The organism is Lactobacillus sp. UMNPBX15 (assembly GCF_002553785.1).
Classification (GTDB): domain Bacteria; phylum Bacillota; class Bacilli; order Lactobacillales; family Lactobacillaceae; genus Lactobacillus; species Lactobacillus crispatus.
In genome coordinates, this window is sequence record NZ_PCYV01000014.1 from 20,099 (window position 1) to 41,962 (window position 21,864).

The window sequence follows — 21,864 nt, forward strand, 5'->3', positions numbered from 1 at the left end:
TAATAGAAAAAAACTGATTAGAAAAGAGAATAAAAATGGCTTTAAAAATTAATCAATCTGTTTCTAAAGATGCCCAGGCACGTGATTTGCTTAAGGAATTAATCAAGGTGCACCAAGTTCATCAAGCTTATAATGTGCGTGATTTGACTGATGCCGATGAACAGATTTTGGAGAAAGCATTTAACAAAACACGTCAATTAATGCCAAGAATTACTGCTAAGAAAATTAAGTTTGATGATAAGCAATGGGATTCATTGTTCAACTTATTGATGGCAGAACAAATTGCTTTTGCTCGAGTATTGAGTGAAGGCGATGAAAATTTGACGACTTATGCTCAAGCTAAAAATCAAGCTGAGCAAGCTGCAGCCTTAGTTAATGCACAAATGGTTAAATTGGATAAAAAGTAAAGAAATTCCTGCTCAATTTGGCGGGAATTTTTTGTTAGGCTTAATTTTAAATAGTAACTTTACAAAGGAGACCATAATTTTGTACACTACTTATTAAAAAGAAGTAAGTAGAAAGAGGAGCGCAATGCTACATAATTCAACAGTTGATGCACAAATCAATCATAGATCAATTAGAAAATTTAAAGATGAAGTGCTGAATAAGGAACAATTGGAAACTTTATACACAGTTTTTCAACATACTGCAACGAGCATGTTTATGCAAAATGCCAGTTTGCTTCATGTAACTGATCCTGAACAGAAAAAGAAAATCCAAGAGCTTTGCAATCAGAAGTATGTTGGCGCCGAAGGTGACTTATTTATCTTCATTGTTGATTTGTACCGTAATCAACAAATTCGTCAACAACTTGGCAAAGATGATGGCCGTGTTCATACGACTGATATCTTTTTCCAAGCTATGGAAGATACACTGCTTGCTTTTCAGAATGTGGCTAATGCGGTAGAAAGCATGGGATTAGGCTATGTGCCACTTGGTACGGTGAATGATCATCCTTTGGAGATGCTTAAGACTTTAGATTTGCCAAAACTGACTTTTCCAGTGTTGGGGATGCAAGTTGGTGTGCCAGATCAAGAACCACAATTGAAGCCGCGCTTGCCACTTGAATTTACCTGTTTTGAGGGCAGTTATAAGAAGGATTTTGATGTGAAGGATCTTAAGGGATACGATGATGTAGTGACGACTTATTATGATTTGCGGGATGCTAATCGCCGGATTGATTCATTTACCAAGCAGATTACTGGTAAAAAGCTTGATGATCATGAGACCGATCGGGATCAATTGCCGGAAGAATTGCATAAACAAGGCCTTTGTTTAGATTGGAAATAGAATTGCAACAAGAATAATGCTGTGGTGATTGCACCCAGTGAATTGTTTTGGTATAATTCATTTGTTGTGAGGTCGCTGAATTAGCTCAGTTGGTAGAGCATCTCCCTCGTAAAGAGAAGGTCGCCAGTTCGACTCTGGCATTCAGCATCAGAGTATTACTAAAAAGCATTATTTATTTTCAATATTGTTAATAAATGATGCTTTTTTTGGTTGTATGAATTACGTTCAATAATGAAAGGAAACGTAGTATGCAGATATGGCAATGTTTTTTCTAAGAAACAACTTAATGAGTTCATGGTGCAAAGTTAATTAGTAAAACAAAAAACTGTATCACTCCAATGACATTAGCCTAGAGTGATACAGTTTTTTTACATATTACGCAGATTTTTATTGAAAATAATCATTGCGATTACTAGTACTAAAATTGAAGCAGAAGTGGCAAGCGTACTCCAAATGTTACTATGAGAAGTAATCAGACTGCGAATTAGCGCAGTAACACCTAAGCCCAATAGAAAATTGATGCTAGTGTGACCGTGATGACGCAAGGCTGAAATAATCATTGCAGTAAATTCAAAGAAGAGGAAGAAAACGATAATTTCTGACATAATCTCGGAGTTGCTTTCTTCGATCTTAGTTGAAAATAATGATTGGCAAAGTGGAATTAGATCGCGGAATAAGAGTATGATCAGAATAATCCCGAGTAAACCAATTGCGACTACTAGTAGATTCTGTAAAAGGCGAGCAAATTTAGCGGTAAATTTGTTGAAGTTTTTCATGGCTTTAATCCTTTCTTTTTTACCATTATAGAATAAGCAATAAGATTAGGGCTAGGGTGCTAAATATTATGCGTCAAACATGCGAAAGCGCTTTTTCTTTTCTATAATAAAAATAGAAGAACTAATGAAAGGAAAGAATCATGTCGCTTAGAACAAAATTTAATTACATGGCAACTGGTCGTCCTTATAATGATGCGGATCCTCGCCTTGACACCTTGAGAGACCTTGCTACCTTGAAGACCAATAATATTAATAATGAGAATGATCACGCTAAAAAAGAAATATTAATCAAAGAACTCTTTGGTTCAACAGGTGAGCATCCCTTCGTAAACCCTAATTTTCGTTGTGAATTCGGACAAAATATTCATGTTGGGGATAACTTTTATGCCAACTATGATTGCACGATTTTAGATGGCGCGCCTGTTTATATTGGAAACAATGTTTTGTTTGGTCCTAAGGTTGGCTTGTATACCAGCAACCATTTATTTGATCCAGCCGAACGAAAAGCCGGTGGCTGTGTTGCACATTCGATCGGCATTGGTGATAATGTCTGGCTAGGTGCAGGGGTTAGCGTAACTCCAGATACAATTATTGGACGTAATTCAATTATTGGTGCAGGCAGTGTAGTTGTGAATGACATCCCAGATAATGTAATTGCAGCGGGGAATCCATGCAAGGTAATTAGAAAGATTACCGCGACAGATCGTACTGGATTCGATCCTAATAGTGGTCAATTTCTATAGAAAAAAGACAGTAGTTGATTTCAAACTACTGTCTTTTCTGATCATCTTAATCTAGCAACGCCATTCAACGCCGGTCATTTTTACATTCTTTTGAGCTTTAATTAACTCGGCGCCATTGCCGATATCAACGCCGCCATCAAGCAATCCTTCGTCACTCTTTAAGTTGAGGGATGCATTGGCGTAGTCAACCACTAAATTTGGTCCCATCATTGTGGTGTCGTATTTAGAAGTGTAAATATTGATTCCTTGGTTATTTTCAAATTTGATTGGATAATCAGGATCAACTTTGTCTACATAAATAATGGAAAAGTGACTGCCAATTGCACAACCGCCGCCTTTGATAGAATATTTACCACCACCATCGTCGGCGATTAAAATTAGAATTTTATTCAAGATTTCGCGTCTTTTTAAGTAGTCAAGCGCCTTGTCAGTGAATGTAATTTTCATTTCGAACACTTCTTTCTTGTTTCATCTTGTTAACTCAATTATAGTCAAAAAGAATAGTAAATAAATTAATTTAAATCAAAAATGGAGGAAAAATAAATGACTGATAAGAGCCATGATCCAGATAATTTTGATTGGCTGGATTCCATTATTAATGAAGAAACTGACAAACGTGTAAAAAATGAAGGTCCTCAAAAGAAGGATCAAACAAGCGATGATTCTGATAATCATTGGTTTGATTCGATCATCGATGCAGCAGTTGAAAAACGTACTAAGGAAAATAAACGGATTCTGCACAAATTGAAGGAAAAAGAAAATCAAAATAAGTAAAAAGGTGGAAGAAACACACTAGGCTTGGGGTTCTTCCACTTTTTATTTATTCAGTGTAGATAATGATCATTTCCTGCCATTCATTGCTTTCGCCGATGTTGCGAAATTCAAGCTTGAATACCCTGGCGTTTGGATGTTTTTCTTCCCAGCTAGAATAAGCATCAGATGGCATGTCTTCAGTTGATTGATATTTGAAAGAATCAACATGTAAGTCCTTTGCATCAATTGCATTTTCTTCATTAAACATTGCAATCACTTCTTTTCATATCTATTGTAGCCTTTTTTTGCCGGAGGTTAATTTTAGGATTACATAGAAAAAGAACCAGTGTACATCTGCTATAATTAAGAAAAGAATGTTAGTTTAATTTAGCCCATGGGGTAGTATGAAATGAAAAAAATTATCAATCGAACGCTGTTGGATGATCGAGTGAAGGAGAACTATATCTTCATTTCTGATATTCATGGCAACTTAGAAACCTTAGACTTAATCAAGCAGGCAACAGCAGATTTTCCAGAAGCACAATTAGTTGCGGGCGGTGACTATGTTGATGGCCGCGAGCATGTGAAGGAAGTATTGGATTATTTAATTGAACAAAAAAGCGAAGGAGCAATCGTACTACTGGGTAATCATGAGCAAATGTTACTCAATTTTGCGGAGAAGCAGGAACATCAAGATGGCATTTGGTTTTATAACGGTGGTGGCAAAAGCCTAGTTAGTCTGTTTGGCAGTACAGTTTTGCCTGATGAGTTGCGCGATAGTGAGTATTATCGCTTTCTAAAAGGCTGTCCTATTATGTATGAAACGCCACACTTGATTTTTGTTCATGCGGGTGTGCGGCCAGATGAACAGTATAATGATCTGGAAACTTACTCTGAGATAGAGTATGGCTTGAAATTTGACTATGATTTTTACCGTATTTGGGCACGAGATAAGTATTGGTATTCCGATTCCTTATTGAAAATGATGGCTCATAACAAAACGGGCAAAACAATTGTGACTGGTCATACGCCAACAGCTGCTTTAGAAGGAAAATATGATGATGGTCGACAAATGAGGCGGCTATCAATTGATGATTGTATCGTTAGAACAGTGCAATACCCAGGTGAGCCAGCAAGAATTTTTACTGACGGTGGTTCACATTCTGATCCATTGATCTATCCACATAATGATGGGAATGTTGTAGTGCTAGATGGCATGGGTAAAATAGTCTGTGTTTATAACTGGAAGCATCCCCACGGCACAAGATTTGAAAACCAATAAAAAAGGCATCCTTTGCGGACGCCTTTTTTCGATTTAGAGATCAAAATTTGCTTAATCTTCGACTTTCTTTGCTTCGTTCATAGCCTTCATGATTGAAGGGTTTTTTGAATGACAATCTTTGATCATTTGTAAATCTTCTTCGCTTAACTTTACTTCGTATTTAGCCATAATTTTATTTCCTCGCTTTATTTTTATGATTACATGTAAACTATAGCACTTACAGCCATAACTGCAATATTTTGTTAATCAAACTTTGGTTAAAAATATAAGCAAAAAATTATCTTTGAAAATAGTGGTAATAAAATCGCTTTCAGAATATTATTATATTACAAAAGGTATATACCAAATAAACACGAGCTCATTTTTAGATTGAAGAGGGATTTATTATGGCTAATAGTAAATCCAGCGGAGGTTTGAATGCGTTTGTTAACAAACACATTATGCCTGTAGCCGCTAAAATAGGCAGTTTTAAACCTTTAATTGCTGTTCGTGACGGTATCGCCATGGCTATGCCGTTAATTATTGTAGGATCATTATTCATGATCATTAATTCATTTCCAGTTGCCGGTTGGTCTGATTGGCTATCAAAAACTGCTGTTCATGGTATAAGCCTGGCACAGATTTTAGCCAAGATTACTAATGGCTCCTTTGGGATCATGGGCTTAATTGCAGCTTTTGGAATTGCTTGGAGTTATGCTAATCAATATAAGACAGATGGTGTTTCTGCCGGAATTGTTTCTGCATCTGTATTCTTCATTTTGACGCCAAGTATTATGAGTGGAGATAAAGTTCCAGTTGAAGGCTTCCCTTACACTTACTTAGGTAGTAGAGGATTATTTGTAGCTATTATCTTTGGTCTCCTAAGTGCATGGATTTTCCAATGGTTTATTAATCATAATATCCAAATTAAAATGCCAGCTACTGTGCCACCTGCTGTAGCTAAGAGCTTTTCAGCTTATGATTGCGCCAATGGTAAATGCGATTACCACTTATTGTGCAATGAACCTAGGCTTAGTTCCATTATGTAATGGGACTGTAATTCCTTGGACAATGCCGCCAATTATTTCAGGTTTTTTGGCAACAGGCAGTATTGCGGGCTCAATGTTGCAAGTAATCAATATTATCTTAGACATTTTGATTTACCTGCCATTTATTGTGGCACTTAATAAACGTCAACTTATAGAAGAGGATAAGGCAGAATAATAGAATAAATTAATAAAAAATTTGTGAGAATTAAAAAAGAAAGAGGAAACTCTTTCTTTTTTCGTTTTGCAAAAGTGTTTCAATATATTAAATGCGAACAAGCTTTTGCACATAGCAAATAAAAATTAAAAATCGCGTTAAATGGCGATCTGATGCGGTTTTGTATCATCTAAATAAATTTACATAAATATTACAATTGTTACAATTTTGTCATACTTTGCAATAGTTTCTTAATCTGCAGGTGATATTCCTGTTATAGTTCTGCAATTTAAGCAAGGTAGTATATGCTGTGTCAATTGAATGAGACGGACGAATAAGGTGAAAATTCGTTACTTATGACTTTTAAAATTTTAAGGAGAGAATTTTTTTGAAAATTAAATCTATCTTAGTTAAGTCAATTGCAGTAACTGCTTTATCAGTTACAGGTTTAGTAGCAGCTAATAACAACACTAATACTGCTCAAGCTGCTATTGTAGAAAACGATACAGATGTTGTAACAGTTAAGAACGTTTCAGACAACGCAATCACTGTTTACAACAGCTACAAGAATCCAGAGGCTACTGGCCAAACTTTGGCAAGCAACACCTCATGGAAAGTAATTAAGACTGCTTACGATGCCAAAGGTCACAAGTGGTATGACTTAGGCAAGAACCAATGGGTTCGTGCTAAGTATGTAACTCGCGGCTACCACACTCAAGCTGCTGTGACCCAAGCTCCAGTACAACACCAAACTCAAACTGAAAATACTAATTCTGCAGCAACTACTACTGTAGCAAATAACACTAACACTCAAACTACTACTTCAACTGTAAGTGGTTCAGAAGCTAGTGCTAAGGAATGGATTGCCGGTAGAGAATCTGGTGGCTCATACGGTGCTTCAAATGGTCAATACGTTGGTAAATACCAACTTTCAGCTTCATACTTGAATGGTGACTATTCAGCAGCTAACCAAGAGCGAGTAGCTGATAACTATGTCAAAGGTCGTTATGGCTCATGGACTGCTGCTAAGGCATTCTGGCAAGCAAACGGCTGGTACTAAAAATAAACCTCTTTTCAAAACTAAATAAAATCAAACTAACTTAAAGGAGGCATGCTGTCAAAATGATAGTGTGTCTCTTTTTGATTTTTTTAATTAAATAGATACGATATAATTTAAATAACAAATATTAATAATCAAAACATACAGAAAGTGGAACAGCTATGAAGCAAAAATTAATTGTGACTTTGTTGACTAGTGTTTGCCTGATGGGGACGGCTAGTGTAATACACGAAACGACACCACAAACGGTTCAAGCAGCAGTTAAGGGAAAAGTTCAGGTTAAAGGAACTAAGAAAGTTAGACTTTATACAAATAAGGGCAAGAAGTCTAAGTATTATGCTGTAGCTAAAAGAGAGTATTCTTATTCTGCTAAAAAGTATTTAAAGCTGGGAAAGAAAAAATATTTGGCTTATAAGATTGGAAATAACTCTCAATGGCTATTAGCTAAAAATGCCAAACTCGTTAAAAAGACTGCTGCAACGCAGAATTATGTAACAGCTACAATGAAGATGCCGAGCGGCTATACGAAAGCTAGTTTATTGCAAGCATATAAGGGGAAGCCAAGTGCTAGTTTTATTCAGGCTTGCATGAAAGGAATGGAGCAAAACAACTTTTCACGTGTTAGCTCAGGTGAAAGCAAAGCCGATCAAAAGATGATTAATCCTGCTGATCTTTCCGCTAGTGAGCAAAAAGAACTGGCAGAATTCTCTTTGCGCCTAATTAATAGTGCTCGTAGTCAATTAGGTTTGAAGCCGTGGGTTTATAGTTCTGGAGTAGAGTCCTTAGCTAATTCAATTGCGCAAGAATACGAGCAAAATGGCAAGAGTATCAAAGATGGCGATCACTATGTTGCCGGAATTGTACGGGCTTGCAAAAAACATGGCTTAGAATTAAACGATAATTATGTCGAAGATATGGCTGGTTTTTCTACTAATAAGAAGATTATGTCTATGGCTGAAATGAAGCGGAATATTTACTTTGGCTTGAAGCAAATGATCTTTGGCTTTGCAGGAGCTGGGGAAAATCAGCGTAATGATAAGAGCCTTTACCGCGAATGGGAGCATGCCGGTGATTTATTTAATACACAGGGCTCACGTCATGATGGGGACTACAATTATTATGGCTTTAGCATTTCCAAGACTGGCAATATTTACTCAATGCACTTCATTAGTGTGCCAAGTTTTGTTGTAAATTCGAGTGAATACAACAAGAACTTCAAAATTTAACGAAAAAAATATGAAAGCACGCACGACGCGTGCTTTTTTGATAAGATAAAGGAAAAACGATTTAGCGAGGAAAATATGACAAAAACTTTATATTTAGTCCGCCATGGACAAACTTATTTTAACTATTACCATAAAGTTCAGGGACGTTGTGATTCACCATTGAATGAAAGAGGCATCCGCCAGGTTGAAATGGCCCGCGATTATTTTAAAAAGCAGGGTATTCATTTTGACAAAGCTTTTTCATCAACCCAAGAGCGTGCTTGCGATACTTTGGAAATTATTACTGATCATCAAATGCCTTATACGCGTTTAAAAGACCTGCGAGAAAAATGTTATGGCATTTTTGAAGGTCGTGATGAGTTCTTATTGCCTTGGAATTATAATAATCCTAACGTAGACCCAACTATGGAAAAAGACGAAGACGTTGTTGCTAGAATGCACCGTGCGGTAGTCGAGATTTTAAGCGGCTTAGAGGATGGTCAAACTGCTTTAGTTGTAGGACATGGTGATATTTTAGCTAAGTTTGTGCGCGATGCTACCGAGAATAAGAACTTTGGCGGTTTTGGCAATGCTTCAATCGTGAAGCTAACAGTTGATGGTAAAAAGATCCATTTTGATTCATACGTGTGGCCAGCAGAGGGTTTAAAGTAAGACGAAATGGCAATTAATTTATATTTAGTCAGACATGGTCAAACTTGGTTTAATAAAGGACACCGCATGCAGGGAAGCTGTGATTCAGCGCTAACACCATTAGGCATTAAGCAGGCGGAAGCCGTACGGGATTATTTTCAAGATCAGAGAATTAATTTTGCTAGAGCATATTGCTCACCCCAAGAAAGGGCAAGTGATACTTTAGAGATTATTGCTGGGCCTGAGATGGAGTATGTTCGATTAAAGGAATTAAAAGAGAAAAGCTATGGCGCTTTTGAGGCACGCAATGTGCTACTTTGGCCGCTGCATCGTTTGGGCAAATTTCGCGTAGAAGATAATCGTGAAGTGGTCGAGCGGATGGAGCGCGGCATTAACTTGATTATGCGGGATGCGCAGGATGGCGATAATATTTTGGTTGTCGGTCATGGCGATAGTTTGTCGCAGTATATTAATGAAAAAGCTAATCACCGTGAATTTCTGGGTTTGCCCAATTGCTCATTTGTGCAGTTAACTAGCAATGAAGGCAGTACATTAGAATATGTACGGACTGAATGGCCAGCTAAAGCGGTTAAAATTGATCAAATAACTGGTGAATAGGGGCTTTTATTTTTCTGCATTAGTTTATAATGATAGGTGTGGAAAGATTATAGTACGAGGCAAGAAAAATGGATGAAACACCAATTTTTAGAATTACTAAATTAAATATCAAGGAAAACGATCGCGGTGAATATATCCGTGAAGTTGAAAATAACATGCACAACTCAATTCCAGCTGAAGAAGGAACTTTGTTAATTGGAAGCGCACATGACGATGCTCATGGTGAAGACAATTACGAAATCGAATTGTTCCGGAATAGCTTGGCAGAAGATTTGCACATTGCAGCAGATCATGCCGACAATTTTGCGGAAACTATTAACAAGATTTCCACTGACAAGGAAATTATTGAATTGAAGCCTGAGGTAATTACTACCAAGGCTCATGATGCTTTGAATGACCATGCCGACAACTTTGTTATGCGCTTGGTTAAGGTTGAAGTTAAGCCTGAAGACGCAGAAAAGTTTGCACATGAAGTTAAGAAAGAAATGACCACCAGCATGGCTGCTGAACCAGGCATGGAAATTATGATGTCTGGAGTCAATAAGAAGAACGAAAACGAATGGTACTTCGTTGAAGTTTACTTTGATGACAAGGCTTATGACGCTCATATCAAGTCACCACAATATGTTGAATACATTGAAAATACTGATGGAATGGTGGCTAGAAGAGATGTTAAGGATCTTGTACGTGGTACTTTAGCAACTCAAGGTGCAATCGTATTAGATTAAGTTATAGAAGGGATGCCGCGAGAGCGGTATTTTTTTATAGGTGAAAAATGGGTCAGACAATTGTATTTGCTCATAGAGGACTGCCGGTGAAATTTGCGGAGAATTCTTTGCAAGGATTTAAATATGCGGTAGAGCATGGCGCAGAAGGCGTGGAATTTGATGTGCATTTAACTAAAGACAAGGTGCCAGTAGTAATGCATGATGAAAAAATTGACCGCACAACTAATGGCACGGGTTACATTAAGGACTATACCTTAAGTGAAATCAGGCGATTTCGTTTAGCTAACGGTGAACCGGTACCGATGTTAAGTGAATTATTTGAAATTCTTCAGGGACAGGATTTGTATGTTAACTTGGAATTTAAGACTAACAAGATTCATGATGAGGGGATTGAAGCCATCGTTTTAGCGTTAGCACAAGAATACCATTTTGTGCATCCCATTATTTTCTCTTCCTTCAATTATCAAACCTTAAAAAATTGCCAGCGAATTGATCCCCACCAACAATATTGCTTTTTAACCAAATGGCCGGTGCCGTTTCCTGAACAGTTTGCGGCTAAGAATCATTTTGCAGCGATCCATCCGCATTGGTATTTACCTAGCAAAGTTACGCAAAGAATTTGGACAGTAGATAAAGTAAGCATAGCAAAAAGGTACTTTAAACTTGGTGTAGCTGGAATTTTTACCAACGACTTTGAATTAATGAATAAGGTTAAGAAGTCACAAAAGTTATAATCGTAAAAAAACAAATTAATTTTATAATTCATAAAAGAAAGATTCAGTATCCTTCGAGCAAATGTAGGTATTTTTAAAAAAACAAAACTTTTTTGAATTTTTTCTTGCTATTTTTTCTTCATTCCCCTATACTAATATCTGTTGGGTGATCGAGAGGTCATTCAAATAGAACCAATCAAGTAAAAGGTTTGAAGATTGGGTTATAGCCAAGTGGTAAGGCAATGGTTTTTGGTACCATCATGCGCTGGTTCGAATCCAGCTAACCCAATAGGTGAGATCAAGCGGTGAGCTTGATCTTTTTTGTATTTAAAATTGAAAATGCTTTGACAAGAAACGAATAAGTGCTTATATTTAAGCTAACTTTAATTTTGCTCTTATTTACATTATGAGGTGACTAGTATGGTTGACTTAACAAAGCATATGAAAAAGGGATTAGTTGAACAAAAGCCAGGACAAATTTTAGCTTTTGCGGCTTATACCAGTAAGATACCAAATATTGTCAAGTTTACGGTGGGTGAGCCAGATTTTAATACGCCTGAGCATATTAAAAAAGCTGCCCAAGAAAGCATCGCTAACAATCATTCCCACTATGCACCGTCTAATGGTACACCGGGATTGCGTCAGGCTGCAGCAAAGTTTTTAGCGGAAAAATATGGTCAAAAATATGCTGCTGATGAAATTTTGATTACGAACGGGGTTACGGAATCTATCTATGATTTTTTAACTGCAGTCATTAATCCGGGCGATGTAGTTTTAGTACCAACGCCGATTTTCCCACTGTACATTGGTGATGCACAATCGATGGGAGCTGAAGTGGTACAGCTTGATACTTCAGCTGATGATTTCAAATTAACGCCGCAAAAATTGCAGGCAGCATTGGACAAGTATGGTGATCGCGTTAAGGCGCTTGTCATGAATTATCCTACCAATCCAACAGGTGTGATGTATTCACAAGATGAACTTGATGCCTTAGCAGATGTTGTTCGAGATAAGCCGGTTTTTGTTCTTTGTGATGAAATTTATAGTGAGCTTAATTATGATCAGCCACATGCTTCGATGGAAAAGACTTTACATGATCAAGTTGTTTTAATGAATGGCGTGTCCAAAGCATGGGCGATGACGGGTTACCGGATCGGTGTGGTTGCTGCACCTAAGCCGATTTTGGATCAACTGGCTAAGATTCACCAAGCAATCACAACGACGGAACCAACGCCAATGCAGGATGCAGCTGAAGAAGCACTAGGCAATGGAATGAACGATGCACAGCCGATGAAGAAAGAATTCCAAAAGCGGCGTGATGTGCTTTATGAAGGATTAACCAAGTTAGGCTTTGAATGCGTTAAGCCTAAAGGTGCCTTCTACATTTTTGCCAAAATTCCAGCAGGCTTGGAACAAGATGATACCAAGTTTATTTATGATTTGGCTGAAAAGGGGCATGTTGCTGTAATTGCGGGCTCATTTTTTGCTAAAGGTGGAGCAGGATATATTCGTTTGTCTTACGCAACGTCGATGGATCAGATCAAAGAAGGCTTGAAACGACTAGAAAAATATGTCGCAGAAAATAAGCAATAAGTGCAAATAAAAGGGACCGATGTTATGTATCGATCCCTTTTGAAATCCAACTAATTATTCCTCGTTATCAAATGGATAAGTCATGCCCCAGGCAGTTCTAATACTGGTTAAAATATGGGCGATCATGCGAGATTTTTCTAATTCGCCTTCGTCATGGCCTTGTTCAATATACTTTTGAAAATCAGTGACTTCATATTCAAGCGCCTGATCAGCATCCCCGGCAGTAACCTTATCATAGCTTTCCTCATGAGCACTCTGGGTGTAAGTAATATAAGCTTCAGTGCCGCGAGGATATTGATTGATTTCGAAATAACCTTTGGTGCCCGAAACCAGTCCGCGCTTAGGCTGCTTGGCCCGCATCGATAATGACATCACTGCCATTTGGCCTTTCGAATTTTTTAAAATAATGCCGCTTTCTTCGTCAACACCAGTTTCAAAGAATTTTACCGTGGTATTGATACTTTCAGGATATTCATCCATGAAACTAATGGCAAAAGCAGTTGCGTAGCCGCCGATATCCAGCAATGCACCACCAGCGAGATCTTTATTAAAGAAACGATTTTGCGGGTCATAGTCCTTCAGTGAACCAAAATTAATTTGGATCATTTTAATATCGCCAAATTTGCCGGTCTTAATCATATCTTGCATCTTTTGGTAGATTGGCATGTGATAAAGGGTAAAGCCTTCCATTAAGATTAGTTGTTTCTCTTTGGCTAATTGAGCCACTTCATCAAATTGCCGCGCATTGACAGTAATTGCCTTTTCGCAAAAGACATGCTTGCCGGCATTGAGGGCCTTTTTGATGTAGTCGTAGTGGAAAGTGTGTGGGGTAGCAATATAGATGATATCAATGCTAGGATCCTTAATCATTTCATCAGGATTAGTGAAAGCATGCTGTACATGTTTTTCTTGGACAAAGGCACGGAGTGCTTCTTCATTTGGATTTGCGGCAGCATAAATTTCGCCGTTGACTTTGTTCAAAGCATCAGCCATATCATGTGCAATCCAGCCAGTACCAATAATTCCCCAATTAAATTTTTTCATGATCATTACCTCTCTTAAGTTCAATAATTTTTCCATCTTTTTCAGTAATTAATGAAGTAGTTAAGTTTTCAAATAGTGAAGAGCTGACTACGCCATTTTGTAAACAAAGTTGACGATTAAGTTCAGTGATATTGTGCCAATCTTCGTTAAAAACATCGATTAAGTAGTTGCCCAAAGGCGTACGGGCAAATGCAGCTACTGAACTATCTTGTCGAATCTTACTAGTTAAATGTAAACTGCTTAAATACTTCTGTACTTGATTAACACAAGGCGGTGCCACTTCAAGACAAAGTGGAATTTTAGGATTCAGAATCGGTTGTATCCTTTCACTGGGTAAGAGTAGGATAAACTGTTTGGCAATTTGTGCTGCCTGTTTTTCAAAAAGATGAATTCCACCCAAACTTTTTAGAACATTAAAATTCTTATCAATACTATCACAACCATCAAAAGCAATATCGATTTTGGTTGCTGCAGTAGAAGGAAGAAGCTCTAATCCGAGTTCTTGGCACCTAAAGCGAGTAAGTTCGGATGGAGAATATAATGTGATGTCTAAGTTATGCTGTGCAATAGCTTGAGCTAACTTAAATACATTGCTTCCGCCGCCAAGAGAAATAGTCATTTTCGGCTTGATTTTACTTAAAGCGAGGGCACTTATCGAATTAATTTTCATTTTATTTTCTCCTGTGAAAATTATTTACAAATACATACTACCTTGGTAAATGATTTTCGTCAATCAAAATATAAATTTATTTTCTTTAAAAATAAAATTGTGAAAATTAATTACATTGATGATATAATTTTGGCACAGAAAAGGTGAGAATAATGACTAAAATTATCGATACAATCTATAGTAAATTAGCGACAATGTCAGCCAGTGATCAAAAGATTGCTCAAGTGATCTTAAAACAGCCCGAACAGGTGGTAAATTATACAATTTCAAAATTAGCAACTGAAGCTGAGGTGAGTGATGCTTCGGTGACGCGTTTTTGTCATAATTTAGATTTGACAGGTTTTCATGATTTAAAAATTCAACTAGCTCAGAATGCAACTGAAAGTGTGTCACTTCAAAATATGTCACGTGATGATGCTAGTGCTAATTTGGAATTGATTGAAAAAAATAAAGTCGCCGAGATTAAGGCGACTTTGGAGAATGTGACTGAAGCCAAATTAGATCAGGTGCTGCATTTTTTGACTGAAAGCAGAATTGTGCAGGTTAGTGCGGAGGGCGATACTTATCCGGTGGCCGCTGATGCAGTGTATAAGTTTAATCAGATTGGCTTGTTGGCAATTGATTCGGGTGGCACGATTGAAACGGCAATTGCGCAGACAATGAACCTGAGTAAAAAGGATTGCTTGTTGGTGATTTCGAATTCAGGTGAAGCAGCGGGAATCATTAAGCAAATTAAGGTAGCCAAACAAAAAGGGATGCCGGTGATTGCGATCACCAATCGCGATGATTCACCGATTGCGCTATTAGCTGATGTGCATTTAAAGACAGCAGTGCGGCAGACGGTGATGCAATCGCAGTATTATTTCTCACGCGTGGCAAGTATGACAATGATTGAGGCATTATATTTGTTACTTATTGCGGGGGATGCAGGGCGAGTTGAGCATATTAAAGAACATGAAGCAATTATTTCTAATCAAAAAATCTAAGAGCTTTAATTTTTTTAAGCGAACAAGTGTTAAAATTACCTTTTCTTAACACACATAAGTTCTGTCATAAATCAATAACTTGTTTAAAACTTCACAAAAATGTAATGTTTTGAATCTTAATTGTAAAAGTCCGGTAACTACAGTTTAACAAATAAAGGGTAGGGTATTACTGGTGATTTTAGGAGGTATTCTTAAAATCACACACACGAGTCGATCCTGTTTTTAGTAATCGGGTTCGTAACATGCTATAATTATTTCACAAGCAGAAGAAGATATAACTTACTGCTTAGGATGAATTTCTGTTTCAGAAAGGAAAGGCCACATAATTATGAGAAAGAATACAAGAATTGTAAGTATGGCTGCTGCCGCTTTGTTGGCAGTTGCTCCTGTAGCAGCTTCAGCTGTTCCAGTTAACGCTGCTATTAGTTTAGGTACAGTAACTAACACTACTGGTACTACAAGTACTACTACAGCAACAACAGCAAAGCCAACAGATAGATCATACTTTACATATGGCAATCAAGTAATTGATGCTGCAAGTACTACCGATAAAACAGCTAATGTTGTACCAACTACTATTTCTATTAAGGCTAAAGATACTGTAGCTAGTGTTACTAAGGCAATTAATGATTTAGGATTAGTTTTCTTTAGTACGAATAATGCCAGTGGAGAAAAAGTTAACCTTAAAGATAGTGAAGTTGCTGCTATTCTTAAGAATGCAGGTGTAACTCTTGATAAAGATAACAAGAATATTACTGCGGTACCAACTAGTGATTTCAATCTTACTTTAACTGGTACAGGTTCTACTTCTACGCAAACAGCTACTGTTCAAATCCCAGTTGTAGTTTCAGGTTCAAGTTCAACTACAGATACTACTCAAAATCCAGTGATCAATTGGTCATTGAATGGTCAAAGCAAGGGGAGTGTTAATGGTCAAATATTCCAAGTAGCTGTTGGTTCACAATTTAATCCAACTAATTTTGTAAATAGTAATGGTGAGCCAGTTATTATTTCAGCTGTACAAAACAGCAATAATAATACAGCTGCTTCACTAGAAGCAACTTCAAATCCTGTTAATACTTCAGAAGCAGGACGTTACTATAATGTAACTTTAACTGCTACTGGTTTAACTGGTAAGAAGACTACTGCAACATACACTGTTTTAATTACTTCAAGCCACAAACAAGCTCTATATGCTAATGGCGCAAGCTCAATCGCAACTTACCACATTTATGGCATTAATGTAAGACCAGCTTCAACTACTTTCAAAGATGGTGACACTGTTTACGTTGCTGATCAAACTAGAACCCTTAACAATGTATCATACTCACAAGTTTCAACTAAGTCTAAGTCAGATGCTAACTCAAGCAACATTTGGGTTAAGACTTCATCACTTGTTAAGCCAGCTGGTGACACTAACACCAAGACTTTGCCAGTAATGGTTGATTCAAGAGCTTATGACAAGAACGGTAACTACTTAGGTCACATGTACTACGCTTACAACGACATTGAAATCGTTCCAACTGTTGTAACTATCAACGGTAAGACTTACTACAAGGTGGCTAACAAGGACGAATACGTTCGTGTAACCAACATTACTGGTAACCAACGTACTTTGAAGCACAATGCCTACATTTATTGGTCATCATACCGTCGTACTCCAGGTACTGGTAAGATGTACAGAGGTCAAACTGTAACTACTTACGGTGGTCAAATGAGATTTAAGAACGGTAAGAAGTACTACAGAATTGAAGGCTGCAGAAACAACAACAAGCGTTACATCAAGGCTGTAAACTTCTATTAAAAAGTAGAATAATTTAACTGAAAGAGTCGATGCATTTGCATCGGCTTTTTTCGTGTCTAAATTTTTAAATTTCTGAAAAAAATTTGCACTTTTTTGCGTAATAAATAGTGGAGGGTAATTTTCCTACTTAAGAAAAAGAAAAGAGGTAAAATATGAGGAGAAGAATTAATCGATATCCTCGAATTACTAACGACTTGGTATTCGGTCATGTTATGAGCAATAAAAAGAATTGTCTGGAACTGCTACGTCGGATGTTTCCTGAATTAAAATTGACAAAAGTTAATGTCATTACCCAGTATGACGGCAACATTGGACTAGAATCCAAAAACATTCGCTTAGATATCTGGGCACAAGATGATCAAAGTCGAGTGTATGATATTGAGATGCAAACAACACGTAAAAATGATCTAGAAAAACGGATGATGTACTACGCAGGGATATCAGCCTGCAGAAGGATATCGACTACTACGTGAATAGCGGAAAATGGGTCGAAGACATGAATAAGCTAGAATATGAGATGAATGAAGTTGCTAAAAGAGCTGCAGAAAAAGCGATTAAAGAAGCTAAAATAGTAGATGCAAAAAAGTTTATTGGCTATGCCAAAAATCATGGTACTAATTTAGAAAATACAATCCAGGAAACAATGGATATGTATGATGAAGTTCTTAATCGTAATGAAATCACTAAATTAGTGAACGAAATCTATCAGCAGAATTAGCTAAATAAGATAATTTTGGAAAATTTCCCTCTAGAGTACTACTATCAGTAGTGCTCTTTTTTATATAAAAAATATATTGCTGCTTCGCACTAATCAAAAGCAAATTAATTGAAATATCTTATTAAAAGATAAATAATGTAACCAGTTACAATAACTGCTATTACTTAAAAACGACAATTATTGCTGCATTATTAGGAGGTCAGGCTATGTCAAAAAAGAAAATCATTATTGTAGGTGCATCCCACGGCGGCCAAGAGGCAGCTTATGAAATTTTAGATCGTTATGATGATGTAGACGTTACGATTTATGAAGCAGGCGACTTCGTTTCCTTTATGTCTTGCGGAATGAAGCTATTCCTTGAAGGAAAAACTACAGGCCAAGACAACGTTAGAAACTTTACTCCTGAAGATCTAGCTGAACGGGGTGGTAAAGTTGTTAATAACACAGCAGTAATAGCTCTTGATCCAGCTAAAAAGACGGTTACTGTCAAAAACGTAAAAGATGGTACAACCAAAGAAGTTAGTTATGATAAGCTAATTATTTCTTCAGGTGTTAACCCCGCAAGTTTGCCTCTTCCTGGAGCAGACCTGAAAAATATTATGTTGATGAGAGGCTATGATTGCGCTACAGAGATCAATGCAGCTGCTCAAGATGAAGCTATTAAAAATGTTGCAGTTATTGGTGCTGGTAACGGAATTGCAGCTGCCGAGGTTTTCGCTAAAGCAGGCAAGAATGTTACTTTAATTGATGGTGGGCAAAAACCACTAGAAAATTATTTGAATGATACTTATACTAGCTTATTTGAAAAAGAATTGACTGATCATGGTGTTAACCTGGCTATGAACACTAAAGTTACTGGCTTTGTTGGCAATGGAAAGGTCAATGCAGTTCAGACTGATAAGGGTGATATTACTGCTGATTGTGTCATTATTACAGTTGGTATTAAGCCAAATACTGATTGGTTGAAAAACACGATCGATCTTTATGACAATGGCTACATTAAGGTAGACAATTACTTTAGAACCAATGTAAAGGATGTCTATGCAATTGGGGATGCAATCTTCCCATTTAGCATTCCAGCTAACAGAAGAGTACCGATGCCATCTGCCATTGCTGCACGGCATGAGGCTCAATATGTTGTTGAGCACTTATTTGAAGACAAGCCAGAACGTGTCTTTAAGGGCTTAGTTGGTGCACAATTGCTTGAAGCCTTTGATTTACATGCAGTAACAACAGGACTCAGTGAAAAGAATGCCAAGCGAGCAGGAATTAATGCAAAAGAAACAGTCTTAAAGAGTTATCTTCGTCCAGACTATATTCCTGAAAAAGATAATCCTACTTGCTATATTGCTGTTGTTTATAATGAAGACAGCCACCAAATCTTAGGCGGTAGCGTACTTTCATCATATGACATTAGTGGCCAAGCCAATGTTTTGAGCTTAGCTATTAGAAATAAGTTGACACTGGAAGATTTAGCAGAAGCAGATTTCTTCTTTTCACCAACTTATGACAAGCAATGGAGTCTGGTAAATCAAGTAGCACAAAAGGCATTAGGCTTAAAATTAACTGTTTAGATATAAATCAATTTTTAAATTTTGAGAAGAGGTCGTCATGGCTTCTTCTTTTTTTTGAAAAAAGTTTCAAAAAAGTCTTGCATTTGATTTGGATTTTCGTTATTATAATTAAGTCAGCTAACGGAGGAGTAGCGAAGTGGCTAAACGCGGCGGTCTGTAAAACCGCTCTCTCTGAGTTCGGCGGTTCGAATCCACCCTCCTCCATTGTTGAACGACAAGTAAAAAGTTCAGCTGGTATTGGGTTATAGCCAAGTGGTAAGGCAATGGTTTTTGGTACCATCATGCGCTGGTTCGAATCCAGCTAACCCAATAGTTCTAAAAGAACACCCAACCCGAATTAAAAAAGCGCTAATGTATCTAAGTGGTGTGAACACTTGATATAATGCGCTTTTTTGTTTTTCTAAATTAAATGAAATTGCTTGAAAATGAATTAAAAGAGCAATATTAGAAGTGATATCTTGAAAATTTAACCGCAAAAATGGATAAAAAGTGAATTGGTCTAGGAGCAATATTTAGACCCGAGAATTATTGGAGATGAAACGGCAAAAAACATTAATATATAGGGCTATACAGTGAATTCACTAACCTAAATAGTTAGGAACAATATTTTTAACGTGTAAGTGGGTTAATCTTAAATATTTAACCATGGTATAATTAAGTCAATATCATTGTTCATGTAAACCAGCTCAATTGTGAGTTGGTTTTCTTTTTGAGTAAAATATAACTAAAAGGTATTGAATTAAGGCAAGGATGAATATTAATTATGATTAAGCACAACAAGGGAGTAAGGGACTTCTTTAAAAATGATTATCCTAAATTATATTTGTTGTCTGGCAGCCAGATAACCACCGAAATAAATTTAAACGATGAAAGCCGTATGGGGTATTATTGGAATATTTTCGCTGTAACATGGTTAGCTATTAATCAACTTGAAGATACGCCACAGCATCCCTATAGAACGATTATTGTAGAACATTGTATTAACCATGTAACTATAAAAGACATAGTAAATACGTATAAACACAGTGGATTTTGGGGATCGAATAGGAAAAATGAAGCATTAAAAAAGTTTGCTGAAATATTTAAGCAAGAACAGATTAAGAATAAGGTCTATCCGCTGTTAGAATTTGAGTAAAAAATAAGCACCAGTAATTAGGTTTACTAGTGCTTTTAGTATGCTGTCAGATTGATTTTAAGAGGGTATAGAGCGGTTTTATTAGTGGCTGAGTATGACTATGCTTAATAGCGCAAAAACGGTTCAGGTTTGAAATTTAATAGACAAGGTTAAAAGCCACACAACACAAGGGATGAAACCAATTTTCTTGATCTGAAAAAAGCCCCGAAAACTGAACTTTTCTGCACCTTAAAAAGTTAAGTAAATGTTTCATAATGTTTCACTAAAAGCCCATGAAATTACGTTTTTTTACGGTTTAAGCATGACACATTAAGTTAGGATTGGTCAGGTTTTGTCAGGTCGTAAAAGCCAAAATCTTAACAATTTCTCCCAATCAAAAAGCCCCTAAATGTCTACTTTTGTCTACCCTAAATTGTGCCGAATTCGCCATTAATCAAAATCGCCCTAACCATTGATATGACTTAATTTACATGAGGTTTTCTAAGTAAGTAAAAAGCCCCTAAAACGGTCATTTTAAGGGTAGAGTTTTTATTTATGATTTATGTTTGAAAATGATTAATTAAGATAGATATGGTCGTTACTGGTGTAGGGCGTTTCATTTCGTTACTACCTCACTTAACATCATGATAACAAAATAGGCGCATCCCTGAAATGGGACACACCATATTATTAATAAACCATAGCTGTTCTAGTAACTTTGTCATTGATAACCGTATAACGGTAACCTTTCATTTCATCGTTGATTGTCTCCGCAATTAGCCGACCAGTGAGGGGATGCAACTTAAATCTAGCCACGAATCTAGGTGAATTTAGTTCGTCTAGATAATCGTTGGTTTGGGCTATAGTGGCTAGCCGTGTAAGGTCACTTGCCACTTTACTAGCCACAGTATGACCGTATTTTCTTTCAATGGTTTGTAATAACTTAAATAAATCAAAATCATTCAAGTTAATTCTGTTGTACATTTTGTAATTCCTTTCTAGCAGACCACCGCTATTGGCGTAGTAGTGGTTTATTTTGGCGGGGCAGTTAATTCAAATACATTAGCCGACAAAAGAGACGGCAAGGAGACAATAATAAAAGTGGCATAAACCGTTGGGGCTGTAAGGATAAGTAGTGGCTAGGCGACAAGCGACATTTTTTTAAGTCCGTTTTACATATATATGCTTTTATTACTATTTTTTTCTTATATATATTAATATTTAATATATATTGTCTCTTTGTCTCTTAATAATAAATAAAGTATTGATATATAAGGGTTTATAGCAGGCGACATTTTGGGCGACAGAAACTGTCAAATCTTTTGTGTAAATAGATCTTTCTCGTAAATTGATTTTTTAA

At 36.8% G+C, this 21,864-nt stretch carries 24 protein-coding genes, 4 tRNA genes and 1 pseudogene; 23 read left to right on the forward strand and 6 right to left on the reverse strand.

The window, feature by feature from the left end:
• Window positions 1-35 precede the first annotated feature (35 nt).
• From CP366_RS04900 to CP366_RS04910, 3 genes are all read left to right on the forward strand, one after another.
• Complete coding sequence (locus CP366_RS04900) at window positions 36-407, forward strand: hypothetical protein (RefSeq protein WP_013085917.1); 372 nt, start codon at window positions 36-38, stop codon at window positions 405-407.
• A gap of 124 nt (window positions 408-531) precedes the next feature.
• On the forward strand, window positions 532-1,290 hold the full coding sequence (locus CP366_RS04905) for an NADPH-dependent oxidoreductase (protein WP_054832636.1): 759 nt from the start codon (window positions 532-534) through the stop codon (window positions 1,288-1,290).
• A 74-nt stretch (window positions 1,291-1,364) separates the two neighbouring features.
• Window positions 1,365-1,437, forward strand: a tRNA-Thr gene (locus CP366_RS04910).
• 221 nt (window positions 1,438-1,658) lie between these two features.
• Here the strand turns inward: CP366_RS04910 and psiE are convergent.
• Window positions 1,659-2,066: a phosphate-starvation-inducible protein PsiE gene (gene psiE, locus CP366_RS04915; RefSeq protein WP_013085919.1), complete on the reverse strand. Its 408-nt coding sequence runs from the start codon at window positions 2,064-2,066 to the stop codon at window positions 1,659-1,661.
• Window positions 2,067-2,206: 140 nt separating this feature from the next.
• Here psiE and CP366_RS04920 point away from each other — a divergent pair, with 140 nt between their 5' ends.
• Window positions 2,207-2,809 carry a sugar O-acetyltransferase gene (locus tag CP366_RS04920; RefSeq protein WP_023487909.1) on the forward strand — a complete coding sequence of 201 codons (603 nt, stop codon included), beginning with the start codon at window positions 2,207-2,209 and terminating at the stop codon, window positions 2,807-2,809.
• A gap of 51 nt (window positions 2,810-2,860) precedes the next feature.
• On the opposite strand, the gene CP366_RS04925 is transcribed toward CP366_RS04920, so the two are convergent.
• Entirely contained in the window at window positions 2,861-3,256 is a 396-nt protein-coding gene (locus tag CP366_RS04925) for an iron-sulfur cluster biosynthesis family protein (protein ID WP_013085921.1), read from the reverse strand.
• A 96-nt stretch (window positions 3,257-3,352) separates the two neighbouring features.
• Here CP366_RS04925 and CP366_RS04930 point away from each other — a divergent pair, with 96 nt between their 5' ends.
• On the forward strand, window positions 3,353-3,583 hold the full coding sequence (locus tag CP366_RS04930) for a hypothetical protein (RefSeq protein ID WP_089147580.1): 231 nt from the start codon (window positions 3,353-3,355) through the stop codon (window positions 3,581-3,583).
• Between the two features lie 46 nt (window positions 3,584-3,629).
• Here CP366_RS04930 and CP366_RS04935 read toward each other — a convergent pair whose 3' ends face one another.
• Window positions 3,630-3,830 (reverse strand): hypothetical protein, encoded by a 201-nt coding sequence (locus tag CP366_RS04935; protein WP_005720890.1) that lies wholly within the window; start codon window positions 3,828-3,830, stop codon window positions 3,630-3,632.
• A 141-nt stretch (window positions 3,831-3,971) separates the two neighbouring features.
• Between CP366_RS04935 and CP366_RS04940 the strand changes: the two genes are divergently transcribed.
• The 10 genes and pseudogenes from CP366_RS04940 (at window position 3,972) to CP366_RS04990 (ending at window position 12,594) form a co-directional block, all read left to right on the forward strand.
• Complete coding sequence (locus tag CP366_RS04940; RefSeq protein WP_089147581.1) at window positions 3,972-4,844, forward strand: metallophosphoesterase family protein; 873 nt, start codon at window positions 3,972-3,974, stop codon at window positions 4,842-4,844.
• Between the two features lie 386 nt (window positions 4,845-5,230).
• Window positions 5,231-6,047: pseudogene (locus tag CP366_RS04950) on the forward strand (PTS transporter subunit EIIC).
• Window positions 6,048-6,414: 367 nt separating this feature from the next.
• Window positions 6,415-7,086 (forward strand): SLAP domain-containing protein, encoded by a 672-nt coding sequence (locus CP366_RS04955; RefSeq protein ID WP_005724342.1) that lies wholly within the window; start codon window positions 6,415-6,417, stop codon window positions 7,084-7,086.
• Between the two features lie 161 nt (window positions 7,087-7,247).
• Complete coding sequence (locus CP366_RS04960; protein WP_089143386.1) at window positions 7,248-8,312, forward strand: SEC10/PgrA surface exclusion domain-containing protein; 1,065 nt, start codon at window positions 7,248-7,250, stop codon at window positions 8,310-8,312.
• A 75-nt stretch (window positions 8,313-8,387) separates the two neighbouring features.
• Complete coding sequence (locus tag CP366_RS04965) at window positions 8,388-8,963, forward strand: histidine phosphatase family protein (protein ID WP_005720898.1); 576 nt, start codon at window positions 8,388-8,390, stop codon at window positions 8,961-8,963.
• 6 nt (window positions 8,964-8,969) lie between these two features.
• Window positions 8,970-9,560 carry a histidine phosphatase family protein gene (locus tag CP366_RS04970; protein ID WP_089147582.1) on the forward strand — a complete coding sequence of 197 codons (591 nt, stop codon included), beginning with the start codon at window positions 8,970-8,972 and terminating at the stop codon, window positions 9,558-9,560.
• Window positions 9,561-9,628: 68 nt separating this feature from the next.
• Entirely contained in the window at window positions 9,629-10,288 is a 660-nt protein-coding gene (locus CP366_RS04975) for a putative quinol monooxygenase (protein WP_089147583.1), read from the forward strand.
• Window positions 10,289-10,335: 47 nt separating this feature from the next.
• Complete coding sequence (locus CP366_RS04980; protein WP_057726149.1) at window positions 10,336-11,022, forward strand: glycerophosphodiester phosphodiesterase family protein; 687 nt, start codon at window positions 10,336-10,338, stop codon at window positions 11,020-11,022.
• A gap of 196 nt (window positions 11,023-11,218) precedes the next feature.
• A tRNA-Gln gene (locus CP366_RS04985) sits at window positions 11,219-11,290 on the forward strand.
• A 131-nt stretch (window positions 11,291-11,421) separates the two neighbouring features.
• The gene (locus CP366_RS04990) at window positions 11,422-12,594 is read left to right on the forward strand and encodes an aminotransferase class I/II-fold pyridoxal phosphate-dependent enzyme (RefSeq protein ID WP_089147584.1); all 1,173 of its coding nucleotides are present in this window, start codon (window positions 11,422-11,424) and stop codon (window positions 12,592-12,594) included.
• Between the two features lie 54 nt (window positions 12,595-12,648).
• Here the strand turns inward: CP366_RS04990 and CP366_RS04995 are convergent, their stop codons facing one another.
• Together CP366_RS04995 and CP366_RS05000 are read right to left on the reverse strand one after the other, a co-directional pair.
• Window positions 12,649-13,638: a Gfo/Idh/MocA family protein gene (locus CP366_RS04995; protein WP_089147585.1), complete on the reverse strand. Its 990-nt coding sequence runs from the start codon at window positions 13,636-13,638 to the stop codon at window positions 12,649-12,651.
• The gene (locus CP366_RS05000; protein ID WP_089147586.1) at window positions 13,625-14,308 is read right to left on the reverse strand and encodes a ribose-5-phosphate isomerase A; all 684 of its coding nucleotides are present in this window, start codon (window positions 14,306-14,308) and stop codon (window positions 13,625-13,627) included. Before CP366_RS05000 ends, CP366_RS04995 begins: the two co-directional genes overlap by 14 nt.
• A gap of 152 nt (window positions 14,309-14,460) precedes the next feature.
• Here CP366_RS05000 and CP366_RS05005 point away from each other — a divergent pair, with 152 nt between their 5' ends.
• The 8 genes from CP366_RS05005 (at window position 14,461) to CP366_RS05040 (ending at window position 20,525) form a co-directional block, all read left to right on the forward strand.
• On the forward strand, window positions 14,461-15,294 hold the full coding sequence (locus tag CP366_RS05005) for a MurR/RpiR family transcriptional regulator (RefSeq protein WP_005720908.1): 834 nt from the start codon (window positions 14,461-14,463) through the stop codon (window positions 15,292-15,294).
• 328 nt (window positions 15,295-15,622) lie between these two features.
• The gene (locus CP366_RS05010; protein ID WP_005727191.1) at window positions 15,623-17,098 is read left to right on the forward strand and encodes an SLAP domain-containing protein; all 1,476 of its coding nucleotides are present in this window, start codon (window positions 15,623-15,625) and stop codon (window positions 17,096-17,098) included.
• A 152-nt stretch (window positions 17,099-17,250) separates the two neighbouring features.
• Complete coding sequence (locus CP366_RS05015; RefSeq protein ID WP_005724328.1) at window positions 17,251-17,571, forward strand: Rpn family recombination-promoting nuclease/putative transposase; 321 nt, start codon at window positions 17,251-17,253, stop codon at window positions 17,569-17,571.
• Window positions 17,568-17,816 (forward strand): hypothetical protein, encoded by a 249-nt coding sequence (locus tag CP366_RS05020; protein WP_005720911.1) that lies wholly within the window; start codon window positions 17,568-17,570, stop codon window positions 17,814-17,816. The genes CP366_RS05015 and CP366_RS05020 overlap by 4 nt, the downstream gene beginning before the upstream one ends.
• Before the next feature lie 206 nt (window positions 17,817-18,022).
• Entirely contained in the window at window positions 18,023-19,390 is a 1,368-nt protein-coding gene (locus CP366_RS05025) for an FAD-dependent oxidoreductase (RefSeq protein WP_089147587.1), read from the forward strand.
• 122 nt (window positions 19,391-19,512) lie between these two features.
• A tRNA-Tyr gene (locus CP366_RS05030) sits at window positions 19,513-19,594 on the forward strand.
• Window positions 19,595-19,628: 34 nt separating this feature from the next.
• Window positions 19,629-19,700 (forward strand) — tRNA-Gln (locus CP366_RS05035).
• A 453-nt stretch (window positions 19,701-20,153) separates the two neighbouring features.
• Window positions 20,154-20,525 (forward strand): hypothetical protein, encoded by a 372-nt coding sequence (locus CP366_RS05040; RefSeq protein ID WP_089147588.1) that lies wholly within the window; start codon window positions 20,154-20,156, stop codon window positions 20,523-20,525.
• A 669-nt stretch (window positions 20,526-21,194) separates the two neighbouring features.
• On the opposite strand, the gene CP366_RS05045 is transcribed toward CP366_RS05040, so the two are convergent.
• Window positions 21,195-21,488 (reverse strand): hypothetical protein, encoded by a 294-nt coding sequence (locus CP366_RS05045; RefSeq protein WP_089147589.1) that lies wholly within the window; start codon window positions 21,486-21,488, stop codon window positions 21,195-21,197.
• Window positions 21,489-21,864 lie beyond the last annotated feature (376 nt).

What these genes read in the sequence shown, in the direction of transcription:
- CP366_RS04900 (WP_013085917.1), top strand. Translation starts at nt 36, where the DNA reads ATGGCTTTAAAAATTAATCAATCTGTTTCTAAAGATGCCCAGGCACGT.
- CP366_RS04905 (WP_054832636.1), top strand. Translation starts at nt 532, where the DNA reads ATGCTACATAATTCAACAGTTGATGCACAAATCAATCATAGATCAATT.
- psiE (WP_013085919.1), bottom strand. Translation starts at nt 2,066, where the DNA reads ATGAAAAACTTCAACAAATTTACCGCTAAATTTGCTCGCCTTTTACAG.
- CP366_RS04920 (WP_023487909.1), top strand. Translation starts at nt 2,207, where the DNA reads ATGTCGCTTAGAACAAAATTTAATTACATGGCAACTGGTCGTCCTTAT.
- CP366_RS04925 (WP_013085921.1), bottom strand. Translation starts at nt 3,256, where the DNA reads ATGAAAATTACATTCACTGACAAGGCGCTTGACTACTTAAAAAGACGC.
- CP366_RS04930 (WP_089147580.1), top strand. Translation starts at nt 3,353, where the DNA reads ATGACTGATAAGAGCCATGATCCAGATAATTTTGATTGGCTGGATTCC.
- CP366_RS04935 (WP_005720890.1), bottom strand. Translation starts at nt 3,830, where the DNA reads ATGTTTAATGAAGAAAATGCAATTGATGCAAAGGACTTACATGTTGAT.
- CP366_RS04940 (WP_089147581.1), top strand. Translation starts at nt 3,972, where the DNA reads ATGAAAAAAATTATCAATCGAACGCTGTTGGATGATCGAGTGAAGGAG.
- CP366_RS04960 (WP_089143386.1), top strand. Translation starts at nt 7,248, where the DNA reads ATGAAGCAAAAATTAATTGTGACTTTGTTGACTAGTGTTTGCCTGATG.
- CP366_RS04965 (WP_005720898.1), top strand. Translation starts at nt 8,388, where the DNA reads ATGACAAAAACTTTATATTTAGTCCGCCATGGACAAACTTATTTTAAC.
- CP366_RS04970 (WP_089147582.1), top strand. Translation starts at nt 8,970, where the DNA reads ATGGCAATTAATTTATATTTAGTCAGACATGGTCAAACTTGGTTTAAT.
- CP366_RS04975 (WP_089147583.1), top strand. Translation starts at nt 9,629, where the DNA reads ATGGATGAAACACCAATTTTTAGAATTACTAAATTAAATATCAAGGAA.
- CP366_RS04980 (WP_057726149.1), top strand. Translation starts at nt 10,336, where the DNA reads ATGGGTCAGACAATTGTATTTGCTCATAGAGGACTGCCGGTGAAATTT.
- CP366_RS04990 (WP_089147584.1), top strand. Translation starts at nt 11,422, where the DNA reads ATGGTTGACTTAACAAAGCATATGAAAAAGGGATTAGTTGAACAAAAG.
- CP366_RS04995 (WP_089147585.1), bottom strand. Translation starts at nt 13,638, where the DNA reads ATGAAAAAATTTAATTGGGGAATTATTGGTACTGGCTGGATTGCACAT.
- CP366_RS05000 (WP_089147586.1), bottom strand. Translation starts at nt 14,308, where the DNA reads ATGAAAATTAATTCGATAAGTGCCCTCGCTTTAAGTAAAATCAAGCCG.
- CP366_RS05005 (WP_005720908.1), top strand. Translation starts at nt 14,461, where the DNA reads ATGACTAAAATTATCGATACAATCTATAGTAAATTAGCGACAATGTCA.
- CP366_RS05010 (WP_005727191.1), top strand. Translation starts at nt 15,623, where the DNA reads ATGAGAAAGAATACAAGAATTGTAAGTATGGCTGCTGCCGCTTTGTTG.
- CP366_RS05015 (WP_005724328.1), top strand. Translation starts at nt 17,251, where the DNA reads ATGAGGAGAAGAATTAATCGATATCCTCGAATTACTAACGACTTGGTA.
- CP366_RS05025 (WP_089147587.1), top strand. Translation starts at nt 18,023, where the DNA reads ATGTCAAAAAAGAAAATCATTATTGTAGGTGCATCCCACGGCGGCCAA.
- CP366_RS05040 (WP_089147588.1), top strand. Translation starts at nt 20,154, where the DNA reads ATGATTAAGCACAACAAGGGAGTAAGGGACTTCTTTAAAAATGATTAT.
- CP366_RS05045 (WP_089147589.1), bottom strand. Translation starts at nt 21,488, where the DNA reads ATGTACAACAGAATTAACTTGAATGATTTTGATTTATTTAAGTTATTA.